Origin of the sequence: Motiliproteus sp. MSK22-1, assembly GCF_001968815.1 — a bacterium.
Classification (GTDB): Bacteria; Pseudomonadota; Gammaproteobacteria; order Pseudomonadales; family Balneatricaceae; genus Motiliproteus.
The window spans coordinates 60,090-71,392 of the sequence record NZ_MIEQ01000084.1 but is presented as its reverse complement, the minus strand read 5'-3'; the positions used below and the strand labels follow the sequence as shown (position 1 = coordinate 71,392).

8 protein-coding genes and 1 pseudogene are annotated in these 11,303 nt (G+C 49.3%); 8 read left to right on the top strand and 1 reads right to left on the bottom strand.

The features are described 5' to 3' along the window. The 6 genes and pseudogenes from BGP75_RS27280 to BGP75_RS22835 all read left to right on the top strand — a co-directional run. Positions 1 to 271: pseudogene (locus tag BGP75_RS27280) on the top strand (hypothetical protein); the annotation flags it as partial. 69 nt (positions 272 to 340) lie between these two features. Further along, positions 341 to 1,471, top strand: a complete 1,131-nt coding sequence (locus BGP75_RS22855) for a Gfo/Idh/MocA family protein (protein ID WP_076721237.1) — start codon at positions 341 to 343, stop codon at positions 1,469 to 1,471. Positions 1,472 to 1,617: 146 nt separating this feature from the next. Continuing rightward, positions 1,618 to 3,582 (top strand): 5-dehydro-2-deoxygluconokinase, encoded by a 1,965-nt coding sequence (gene iolC / locus BGP75_RS22850; RefSeq protein WP_076721236.1) that lies wholly within the window; start codon positions 1,618 to 1,620, stop codon positions 3,580 to 3,582. A gap of 107 nt (positions 3,583 to 3,689) precedes the next feature. Next, complete coding sequence (gene iolD / locus BGP75_RS22845) at positions 3,690 to 5,546, top strand: 3D-(3,5/4)-trihydroxycyclohexane-1,2-dione acylhydrolase (decyclizing) (RefSeq protein WP_076721235.1); 1,857 nt, start codon at positions 3,690 to 3,692, stop codon at positions 5,544 to 5,546. A gap of 69 nt (positions 5,547 to 5,615) precedes the next feature. Then, positions 5,616 to 6,515 carry a myo-inosose-2 dehydratase gene (gene iolE, locus BGP75_RS22840; RefSeq protein WP_076721234.1) on the top strand — a complete coding sequence of 300 codons (900 nt, stop codon included), beginning with the start codon at positions 5,616 to 5,618 and terminating at the stop codon, positions 6,513 to 6,515. A 152-nt stretch (positions 6,516 to 6,667) separates the two neighbouring features. Further along, a complete protein-coding gene (locus tag BGP75_RS22835; RefSeq protein ID WP_076721233.1) occupies positions 6,668 to 8,185 on the top strand; it encodes a CoA-acylating methylmalonate-semialdehyde dehydrogenase in 1,518 nt (505 codons plus the stop codon). Between the two features lie 196 nt (positions 8,186 to 8,381). On the opposite strand, the gene BGP75_RS22830 is transcribed toward BGP75_RS22835, so the two are convergent. Continuing rightward, positions 8,382 to 9,134 (bottom strand): ABC transporter substrate-binding protein, encoded by a 753-nt coding sequence (locus BGP75_RS22830; protein ID WP_076721232.1) that lies wholly within the window; start codon positions 9,132 to 9,134, stop codon positions 8,382 to 8,384. A 332-nt stretch (positions 9,135 to 9,466) separates the two neighbouring features. Here BGP75_RS22830 and BGP75_RS22825 point away from each other — a divergent pair, with 332 nt between their 5' ends. Then, positions 9,467 to 10,570 (top strand): phosphoribosylaminoimidazolesuccinocarboxamide synthase, encoded by a 1,104-nt coding sequence (locus BGP75_RS22825; RefSeq protein WP_076721231.1) that lies wholly within the window; start codon positions 9,467 to 9,469, stop codon positions 10,568 to 10,570. Positions 10,571 to 10,823: 253 nt separating this feature from the next. After that, positions 10,824 to 11,225 carry a response regulator gene (locus BGP75_RS22820; RefSeq protein ID WP_076721230.1) on the top strand — a complete coding sequence of 134 codons (402 nt, stop codon included), beginning with the start codon at positions 10,824 to 10,826 and terminating at the stop codon, positions 11,223 to 11,225. Positions 11,226 to 11,303: the final 78 nt, after the last annotated feature.

Here is an 11,303-nt window from a genome sequence, read left to right as displayed (position 1 = left end):
CCCGGTGGCCGACCGTTTCACCCTGCTCAATCGTGGCCAGAGTCTGGGCTCCTATCTGAAATCGGAAGTCTCCCGTGAAGACGTTCTTGAAATGATGGCGGGAGGCCAGGAAATGGATGCGTTACAGGCAGAACTGGAGGAGTTTGCCCGCAGTGATGAGGCTCAAGCCAGTTCTGCTGGCTCTCATTCACTGGAAGCTGCCGCCGCGGCAGAACATTCTTTAGCTAACGCTATCGGAGATGAAGCAAAGAAAATACAAGCTCATCAGTAAACCGAACTGGCTTATTAATAAATACCAAATAGCTAACAGATCAACGTGCAACAGCAGGAACGTAACACAATGAAAAAAGTCCGCGTCGGATTAATAGGCACCGGCTATATGGGCAAGGCCCATGCAATCGCCTTCAAAACAGCTCCGGCCATATTCCCTTTGAGCGCCGAATTAGTCTGTGAAATGGTTGCGGAAATCAATCCTGAGCTGGCAGCAGAAAAAGCTGCTGAGTTTGGTTTTAACCGTTCTACAGGCGATTGGCACGAGCTGGTTAACGATGCCAATGTAGACGTAGTGGATATCTGCTCACCAAACTTTCTGCACAAAGAGATGGCTTTGGCCGCGATAGCTGCAGGCAAACATGTCTATTCTGAAAAACCGCTGGCATTAAATGCCAGAGATGCACTGGAAATGACAGAAGCCGCAGAAAAAGCCGGCGTAAAGACCTTGGTCGGGTTCAATTACATCAAAAACCCTACGGTGCAGCTGGCCAGGGAAATCATTGAAAATGGAGAGATAGGTGACGTGGTTCATTTTCGCGGAACCTTCAATGAAGATTATCTTGCAGATGGCAACCTGCCCTTCAGTTGGCGTCTGAAACGAGAGTTTTCCGGCTCAGGTACTCTTGGGGATATGGGGTCTCATATTATTAATATGGCCCAACACCTGGTGGCCCCAATCAACGAAATCTGTGCCGATCTGCAAACAGTTCACAAACAGCGTCCTCTGGCGGACCAACCCGATCAATATGGAACGGTAGAAAATGACGATCAGGTACATGCCATGGTCCGCTTTGCCAACGGCGCCAGCGGCACCCTGGAATCATCCCGCATAGCCTGGGGGCGTAAAAACGGTCTGTGGTTCGAAGTTACGGGTACCAGGGGGACACTTATTTATGACCAGGAAAGACTCTCAGAGCTTCAACTATACAGCTCGCAGGATCGTTCCAACCGTCAGGGATTTCGCCGTATTTTGACCGGCCCTGAACATCCCGACTATGCCAGTTTCTGTGTATCCGCAGGCCATGGCCTTGGTTACAACGACATGAAAGCGGTAGAGGTTCGCGACCTGGTCCAAGGTATCGCAAATGACCAACCTATGTGGCCAGATTTTCGAGCCGCTTACGAAGTCAATCGGGTCATGGATGCAATAGAGATTTCCCACAACAAAGGACAATGGGTAAGAACCGACGACGGTTAACAGCCTCAGTCGTATGGCTATTTCGAATAGCGATATAAGTTTGAAAGCAGACACCGGTTTTGAACGCAGACACCGTTTTTGAACGCAGACACAAAAAACGGGGGAAATAGGGCTTTTTGAAGCGATCCCCGAGGAGTTTTACATCAATGAACGACCAGAATAACCAAGTTCACAAGAGCCATAAGCAAAATTCTAACCTGGATGTGATCTGCCTCGGTCGGGCCGCCGTCGACCTCTATGGTGAACAAATCGGTAGTCGGTTGGAAGATGAATCCAGCTTCGCCAAATACCTTGGTGGCTCATCCGCAAATATTGCTTTCGGCACAGCCCGACTGGGTCTCAGATCCGCAATGCTGACTCGGGTAGGTGATGAACATATGGGACGTTTTGTCCGTGAAGAGCTGGTTCGTGGCGGTGTTGATGTCAGTCACGTCATCACAGACAAGGATCGTTTAACCGGTCTGGTTATTCTTGGCATTAAAGATCGAGATACTTTCCCGCTGATTTTTTATCGCAATGACTGCGCTGATATGGCAATCAGCGACAATGACTTTTCACCCGAGTTTATCGCTTCAAGCAAAAGTCTGTTAATCACCGGCACTCATTTCTCGACTGAAGGAACCTGTAAAGCCAGTAAGCAGGCGATCGAATACGCGAAAGCTGCCGGCACCAAAGTTATTGTCGATATCGACTACCGCCCGGTTCTCTGGGGTCTGACCAGCCTTGGGGATGGTGAAACCCGCTTTATCTCTTCTGATGGAGTCAGCCGCCATTTACAGAGTATTCTGCCGGATGTGGACCTGCTGGTCGGTACCGAGGAGGAGGTTCATATTGCCGGAGGCAGCACGGATACGATAACAGCACTGAAAAAGATCCGCGAGCTATCCAAGGCAACAATCGTCCTGAAACTGGGTGCTCTGGGGTGCACGGTATTAAAGGGAGCAATTCCTGATTCCGAGTCCAATTTTGATGTCTTCACCGGAGTCCAGGTAGAAGTAATGAACGTACTTGGAGCAGGTGATGCGTTTATCAGCGGATTTTTAAGGGGCTGGCTCAACGATGAATCAGACTACAATTGCTGTGCGTATGCCAATGCCTGTGGGGCTTTGGTGGTTTCCCGCCACGGCTGCGCACCCGCTATTCCCAGCGCAGAAGAACTGGATGCCTATCTGGAACGGGCTGCGGATATACCCCGTCCCGATCTGGATAAGGAATTGAATTACCTGCACCGGGTAACAACCCGCAACCCGGTGCAATGGGACAACCTTTGCATCCTCGCATTCGATCATCGTAAGCAGTTTTATGATATGGCAGTCGAAACAGGCGCAGACCCTGAACGTATTCCTTATCTGAAACAACTATTAGTCAAAGCCACCCAGCAGGGAGCACAGCAGGCAGGTCTGGAAGACGCGGACGGAACAGGGCAGGTTGGTGTATTAATTGACGATAGCTATGGCCAGGATGCTCTTAACGATATAACAGGATGCGGCTGGTGGATTGGGCGCCCCGTGGAACAACCCTCCTCTCGCCCCCTGGAACTGGAAGGAGGCCGCTCAATCAGCAGTCGCCTGGCAAGCTGGCCAATCGAGCATATTGTCAAATGTCTGGTGTTCTACCATCCAGAGGACAGCTACCAAATGCGTCTGCAACAGGAGCGACAAATTCAGGAACTCTATCAGGCCTGTTGCGCATCCGGCCATGAATTTCTGCTGGAGATAATTCCTCCCCAGGGAATGGACCAGACCGACGATACCGTTGTGACTGCCATGACCCGATTCTATAACCTGGATATTCGCCCCGACTGGTGGAAACTCCCCTCTCCATCCCGAGCCGCTTGGCAAAAAATCAGCGATCTGATCGCGGAGCGGGCGCCTCACTGCCGTGGCGTTGTACTTCTCGGATTAGATGCCTCTATCGAAGAACTTAAGTCTGGGTTTGACGCCAGTGCAGGGTTTGATATTTGCAAGGGATTCGCCATCGGTCGGACGATTTTCGGGGAACCCTCAAGACGCTGGCTAGCCGGGGACTATGACGATCAAAAACTGATAAACACCGTGACAGACAACTATTTGCAATTAATCGACCATTGGCGTCAACGTCAAACCAGCTAAGCGTTGTCATACAGAATATTTCCAGCTATTGAATTGAAATTACAGCAGGCTGGAATCACCGCAACCAACGATACTGCTGCGGTGAAGGAAAGAAAGTGGAGCACAAGATGAAACGTATTCGGTTAACAATGGCCCAGGCTTTGGTCAAATACCTGGCGGCTCAGCAGGTTGAAATTGACGGTCAGGTACTGCCGTTATTTGAGGGTGTATTTGCCATATTCGGTCACGGAAACGTGGCAGGCATGGGAGAAGCCCTTTACCAGGCAGGAGATCAACTGCCGACCTACCGCGCACATAATGAACAGGGCATGGCTCATGCCGCCATTGCCTATGCAAAGGCCAACAACCGCCAACGAATGATGGCCTGCACAACCTCAATTGGTCCAGGTGCAGCCAACATGATTACCGCGGCAGCTGTCGCCCACGTTAACCGCCTACCGGTTCTGTTGCTACCCGGAGATACCTTTGCCAATCGCACCCCCGATCCTGTGTTGCAGCAGGTAGAAGATTTCAGCGATCCTACGATTACGACCAACGATTGCTTTCGTCCGGTAAGTCGTTATTTCGATCGCATAACCCGACCAGAGCAGATAATTACCAGCTTACCGACTGCGCTGCAAACCCTCACGGATCCGGAAAACTGCGGACCGGTTACTTTAGCACTGTGTCAGGATGTACAGGCAGAGGCTTACGATTATCCGGAAAGTTTTTTTACTCCCAGACTCCATCGATTACGCCGTCAAGGGCCAGATAGCCATGAGCTTGAAAATGTCATAGCAACATTAAAAAATGCGAAAAAACCACTGCTGATTGCTGGTGGCGGTGTCCATTACTCTCTGGCCATTAAGGAATTACAACAGTTTGCCGAAAAACACGCTATACCGGTGGCAGAAACCCAGGCAGGTAAAGGAGCGTTAAACTGGGACCACCCCAACTATGTCGGCTCAATTGGTGTGACGGGCGCGGCCTCCGCCAATCACTTAGCCCGCGAAGCAGATGTCATCCTCGCGGTCGGTACTCGACTCCAGGATTTCACCACCGGCTCACGCACCCTGTTTGGCAACAAAGATGTAAAGCTGATCCAACTGAATGTCGCTAAGTTTGATGCGATAAAACACAACGCTTTGCCACTGGTCAGTGATGTAAAAATCGGACTTCAAGCACTGGATGTCGCTTTGCAGGATTGGCAATCCGAGAACGCCTGGCAACAACTCAGACAAGAAAGCATGGCCTCCTGGAACGGCTACTATGAAGAGATAACGGCTGCCGAAGGAGTAGAAACAGAGACCGGCTTGCCTTCCGATGCTCAGGTGCTTGGTGCCGTAAAGCGTGCATCATCGGCAACCGACGTTATCGTCTGTGCAGCCGGCGGGTTACCCGGGGAACTACATCGCTTATGGCGCACCGAAGACCCGAAGGGTTACCACCTTGAATACGGATACTCTTGTATGGGTTATGAAATTGCGGGTGGACTCGGTGTAAAAATGGCCAGCCCGGACCGTGAAGTTTTTGTGGTGGTAGGAGACGGGTCCTACATGATGCTTAACTCTGAACTGGCGACATCGGTCATGCTGGGTCAAAAAATCATCGTTATCGTATTGGATAACCGGGGTTTTGGCTGTATCAATCGGCTTCAAAAAGGCACCGGAGGCGCCCCTTTCAACAACCTGCTGGAAAACTGCCGTAGTGTAGAGACTGGAGCCCCCAAGCTGGACTTCGCTGGCCATGCTGCTGCCATGGGGGCAACTTCCGAGAGGGTCGATGGTATAGCGGAACTCGAACAGGCTTTAAAACGAGCCAAATCCTCTGCCATATCCTATGTCGTGACACTGGATACTGATCCCTATACGACCTCTGAAGGCAGTTGCTGGTGGGATGTTGCAGTACCAGAGGTATCCCGGCGAGGCGAAGTTAACCAGGCTTACGACGAGTACATTGATGCCAAAAAGCAGCAACCGTACTAAGAGGCTTTAGCAAAGACCAGCCCGGGCAACTGAGAACAGAATGGCCGGGGCAGATTCTGGAGTAAATAGATGAGTGTAAGTATTGGTATCAACCCCCTGACCTGGACTAACGATGATATGCCTGCTTTAGGGGCCAGAACGCCGTTGGAGGTTTGTCTGCAGGAGGGAAAACAGGCCGGTTACTCAGGCTTTGAGCTGGGTAACAAGTTCCCTCGCACCCCCGAAGTACTTGGACCTGTTCTGGACGGACACGGCCTGCGCCTGGTTTCCGGTTGGTTCAGCGGCCAGCTGTTAAGCCGTAGCGTAGAAGAAGAGCTTGAAGCTATCAATAACCACTTGATGCTACTGAAAAACATGGGGGCGTCGGTGATGGTCTATTGTGAAGTTACCGGTTGTATCCACGGCGATCGCAACGCCCCACTCTCCCACCGTCCACGTATGAGTAGCTCTCAATGGACAGAACTGGGTCAAAAGCTAACCCAGGTTGCAGAGCATTGCCTGAGTCATGGCGTCAGGATTGCCTATCATCACCACATGGGCACGGTTATACAGACAGAAACAGAAATAGATCTGTTGAAAAAAAACACCGGAGATGCTGTTGGCCTGTTATTGGATACCGGTCACTTAAGCTATGCTGGCGGTGATCCTATCGCAGTCCAGCAACGTCACGCTGATCGAATCTGCCATGTACACTGCAAGGATGTACGCAATTCAGTTCTCGCTGATGCTCTCAATCGAGACAGCAGCTTTCTTGATTCAGTGCTCAATGGTGTCTTTACAGTCCCCGGCGATGGCGACATTGATTATTCCACGTTGTTTAGCGGCCTTAAGAAAAGTGATTATCAGGGCTGGTTAGTTGTTGAAGCTGAGCAGGACCCGGCCGTTGCTCATCCACTGACTTATGCCACTCTGGGTTACAAAAATCTCGAATCTCTTTGTCAGGGGGCCGGGATATCCATACGTCCCTGAGACTCCAATCCTGAATAAATGATTGCCCTTACCGGGGCCATCCAATAACCGCTCCTGTTTTCGCTTTCGTAAGGGCTGCGCCCGGCTCAGGCCGGACTGCCGCCTGAGGAAAGCACATCAGCGTATTTCTGAGCACAATGTAGGTACCCATCATGCAAACCTTAGGAAACTTTATCGATAACCAACGCGTAGCCAGCCAGTCAACCCGCAAGGCGCCTGTCTACAATCCTGCCACAGGGGAACAAAGCTTAGAGGTTTCTCTTGCCAGCCCTGAAGAGACTCGAGCGGCCATTGCCTCAGCAGAATCCGCACTGACCGGTTGGCGCACCGTAACACCGCTGAATCGGGCTCGTATTCTTTTTAAATTCAAGGAACTTATTGAAAAGAATGCCGATGAAATAGCGACCATGATCAGCAAAGAACACGGTAAGGTTTTCTCTGATGCAAAGGGAGAATTAACCCGGGGCCTGGAGGTAGTGGAATTTGCCTGTGGCATTCCTCACCTGCTCAAGGGCGAGCATAGCCTTAACGTAGGGCGCGGCGTTGACAGTTTCAGTCTTATGCAACCCGTTGGAGTCTGTGTCGGAATCACTCCCTTTAACTTTCCGGCCATGGTTCCGATGTGGATGTTTCCAGTGGCGATCGCCTGCGGTAACACCTTTGTACTGAAGCCTTCAGAAAAAGATCCCTCGGTACCATTAATGCTGGCAGAATTACTCAAAGAGGCAGGTTTGCCAGACGGGGTCTTCAACCTTATAAACGGTGATAAAGAAGCTGTCGATGTACTATTGAGTGATGAACGGGTACAGGCGGTTAGCTTTGTTGGCTCCACGCCAATAGCAGAATACATTTACAGCACCGCCAGCAATAACGGCAAGCGTGTTCAAGCCCTGGGAGGAGCCAAAAACCACATGCTGGTAATGCCGGATGCAGACCCGGAGCAGGTGGTCGGATCATTGATGGGGGCCGCTTACGGTTCTGCTGGCGAGCGCTGTATGGCGATCTCTGTTGCAGTCTGCGTCGGCGATGAAGTGGCTGATAATCTAATTACCCGTCTGTCCGAAGAAATAGACGGTATGAAAGTGGGATCAGGGCTCGCCCACAGAGAAGTAAGCCATCAGGAAGAAGCCCATATGGGTCCACTGATCAGCCAGCAACATGCAGCGAAGGTTCGCGAATATATTGATTCCGGTGTCGAACAGGGGGCAACTTTGCTGGTTGATGGTCGCACCAGGGTTTCCGCCGATAACCAACAGGGCTACTTTGTTGGTCCAACACTATTTGATCAGGTAAAACCGGGTATGAGAATCTACGAAGAAGAAATCTTCGGTCCGGTACTTTGTATTGTTCGTGTCGATAGTTATGAAGAAGCCGTTCAACTGATAAACAAACATGAGTACGGAAACGGCACTGCAATATTCACCCGTGATGGAGATTGCGCTCGTCAATTCTGTGAAAACATTCAAGTGGGTATGGTGGGTGTCAATGTCCCTATTCCGGTCCCTATGGCTTTTCACAGTTTCGGCGGCTGGAAACGTTCACTGTTTGGTCCACTGCACATGCACGGTCCGGATGGTGTCCGTTTTTACACTAAGATGAAAACGGTTACTGCTCGCTGGCCAACAGGCCCTCGTGCCGGTGCGGAATTTTCCATGCCAACCATGAAATAGCTGAAAAGAAAGACATAAGCTTCACGGGGTCAAGGACGACCTGAAGCTCTCTCTGCTGGACGAACATGTTGAACCAGCCTCCATCAAAAACACCACTTTATCGAAAACACCGATTTATCGAAAACACCACTCAATCGAAAACATCACACTCATTCCCCTTCGAGTAGTTTCTGGTCAGCCCTGTGAACCACTGATATTAACGGTATTTATCGTGAATACGGTTAATCGTTCCATCTTCATCAAGGCGCTTGAGTAATGCTTCAATTTTGGGTTTTAGGTACCGAATAGGGGATTTCTTTGAAATTGAAAAGTATATATTTACACTTTCATCGGGATCGTAAACCGCTTTTTCAAAATCCCCTTTATAACCGGCACGAAGAATTTCATAATCAAGATTAGGGTTCGTACCGATCATCGCGTCAATTCGCCCCCTTTTCAGCATGGGGGGAAGTATACTTTCCTGATAAACTTCAGTTTTTCTTATTTTCTGATCGGAGTTAAAGGGTTCAAAATAATGGGATGCAGACACCGCACCAACCCTTAATCGATAAAGATCACTGTATGTACGTAGTCTGCGCTTATTATTTTTAGCAACGTAAAAAACAACTGAGACCTGCGCATAAGGTCTGTTGATATAGTCCAGGTATTTGGCCCGTTCCTCATTGAAGGCCACCCCACTCTGGACATCAATCACCCCGTGTTTCATCTCCACAAGACAACGCTCGAAAGGGCAATATCTAAGCTTGAGTGTAAGACCCAGCTCACTGGCAACGATTTTAGCAATATCAATATCGATCCCGCTGAAAGGAGGCCGTTCTCCAATAGAAAAGGGATGCCAATTGGCTACCGCAAAAATGAACGCATGATCGTCCTGTTGATCGGAATATGCTGGTGTCGGCAGCAAAAACAGGCTGAAAACAGCAAATATCGTAAGTTTCTGAAAACACATGAGGTTTACATCTCAGAAAGCTGCTTTGAATAGAAGTATAGTTAATTTTCACCTGCTTAGTATCTTTCCAGACGATCAACAAGTCCTGGCCCTATAAAACACCAACTCACCACAGAACTGCAGAAGTATCCGCTCAAAACCTCGTAGCCAGGGGGCATAACCATTACATTTATCCGGTTTTGAGGAGATGGACTTGCGTAAAACCTCCCTGTAAAATTCACGCTCTGGAAGTTGGCACCAACGCCACCCCCCCGAGCAGGCTTGTATAGTCGCAGGCCGATAGGTTTTCAAGTTTAATAATTGTCGAATCCCCTGACACAGGACAGTTTGCAATGAGTCTTGCTGATAAAGTACTGGCTGTTAACAATGATCTTCCCATCCGCTCTGACCTACCCGTTCACAGTGGTAAAGTACGATCTGTTTATTGGCTGACAGAAGCCGACAGCCGCCGTCTGATAGAAGAAAAAGGCTACAACGTAGCACCCGACTCACCTCTGGCCATAATGGTTATCAGTGATCGTATTTCCGCGTTCGACTGCATCTGGCACGGAGAAGGTGGTATGAATGGTGTGCCTGGTAAAGGCGCTGCACTTAACGCCATATCCAACCACTGGTTTAAGCGCTTTCGCGAAGAAGGGCTTGCCGATAGCCATATTCTGGAGATCCCTCACCCGTTTGTGTGGATCGTCCAGAAAGCCAAACCGGTGATGATTGAAGCAATCTGCAGACAGTATATTACCGGTTCCATGTGGCGATCCTATGAGAAAGGTGAGCGCCAGTTCTGTGGCATCGAAATAGCCGACAACCTGCAAAAAGATCAGAAATTACCTGAACTGCTGATTACCCCCTCGACCAAAGGCATACTTGAAAACATTCCTGGCGTACCAGCCGTTGATGATGTCAATATCACTCGAAGTGACATTGAAAACAACTTTGCTGCGTTTAACTTCCGCAACAAAGATGATATCGATCGTTACGAAACACTGCTTAAGGAAGGCTTCGATCTGATCAGCGACGAACTGTCAAAGCTGGATCAAGTCTTTGTTGATACCAAATTTGAGTTCGGTTACGTCACAGACCAAAACGGCGATGAAAAACTGATTTACATGGATGAAGTCGGTACTCCTGACTCCTCACGTATTTGGGACGGACCGTCTTATCGCGAAGGAAAAGTGGTTGAAAAATCTAAGGAGGGCTTCCGTCAGTTGCTGCTTAAGCATTTCCCTGATCCCGATATTCTGTTGAACAAAGACCGTATGGTTGAGCGTCAGGCACTGGCCAAGAACAATCCATTACCAGAATCAGTACTGATGGAAGTATCCAAAACCTACCTGGATATTGCTGAAAAGATCACCGGAGAAACCCTGACTCTTTCAGAAAATCCAAAAGCAGAAATTATTGAGATACTGCGTAATCAATACGGATTGATTGACTAACGCCTTCAGGCCGCTTGCAACACAACGGCTATCAGAAACGCCGTCCTGCTATAAGGACGGCGTTTTTGGTTTCGCTGGCTTCAGTTACCACGGCTTTTGATTGCTGTAGTTTTTCCTTCGGTTACAGAATAAGTGATAGCGTCCACGCTACGGAATTTTTCTATTTTTCAAACAGGGCTGCTGCTCGAACTATCCCACGACCAGGACTATCCTACAAAGGAACTGGAAATACTGTTAAGCACGGATGACGATAATGCTAGAGTCCAAAACAAATAACACACTGCTAATTCTCGACGATGAACCCAACGTACTTAAGGCTTTGAAACGCGTACTCAGCGGTTCAGGCTATAACATTCATGCATTTACCCGACCTTACGACGCCATCGAAATGCTGCAGGAAGCAGAGATTGGCGTGATTATAGCTGACCAGTGCATGCCACAGATGGAAGGAGATGAGTTTCTGGCAATAGCAGATCAAAACCAGCCAAGGGCTGTGCGTATTGCGATTAGCGGTTATGTAGACACATCCTTTAAAGAAAGAGCAACTGACGGTAAAGATGCCTGGCGTTACCTGACAAAACCCTGGAATGATGATGAATTGAGAACAGTTGTTACAGAGGCCTTTAAACGCTTCAACAGTACAACCGGGGATTAACAGTACCAGCGATTTATGCAAGCGGGTATTTATAAAACCCGGCATTTATAAAATCCACTGTTTCAACAACGCCGAGCT

Bases quoted from the DNA above. Each gene is read 5' to 3' on its own strand.
- BGP75_RS22820 (WP_076721230.1), top strand. From the start codon at position 10,824: ATGCTAGAGTCCAAAACAAATAACACACTGCTAATTCTCGACGATGAA.
- BGP75_RS22835 (WP_076721233.1), top strand. From the start codon at position 6,668: ATGCAAACCTTAGGAAACTTTATCGATAACCAACGCGTAGCCAGCCAG.
- BGP75_RS22825 (WP_076721231.1), top strand. From the start codon at position 9,467: ATGAGTCTTGCTGATAAAGTACTGGCTGTTAACAATGATCTTCCCATC.
- BGP75_RS22830 (WP_076721232.1), bottom strand. From the start codon at position 9,134: ATGTGTTTTCAGAAACTTACGATATTTGCTGTTTTCAGCCTGTTTTTG.
- BGP75_RS22855 (WP_076721237.1), top strand. From the start codon at position 341: ATGAAAAAAGTCCGCGTCGGATTAATAGGCACCGGCTATATGGGCAAG.
- iolC (WP_076721236.1), top strand. From the start codon at position 1,618: ATGAACGACCAGAATAACCAAGTTCACAAGAGCCATAAGCAAAATTCT.
- iolD (WP_076721235.1), top strand. From the start codon at position 3,690: ATGAAACGTATTCGGTTAACAATGGCCCAGGCTTTGGTCAAATACCTG.
- iolE (WP_076721234.1), top strand. From the start codon at position 5,616: ATGAGTGTAAGTATTGGTATCAACCCCCTGACCTGGACTAACGATGAT.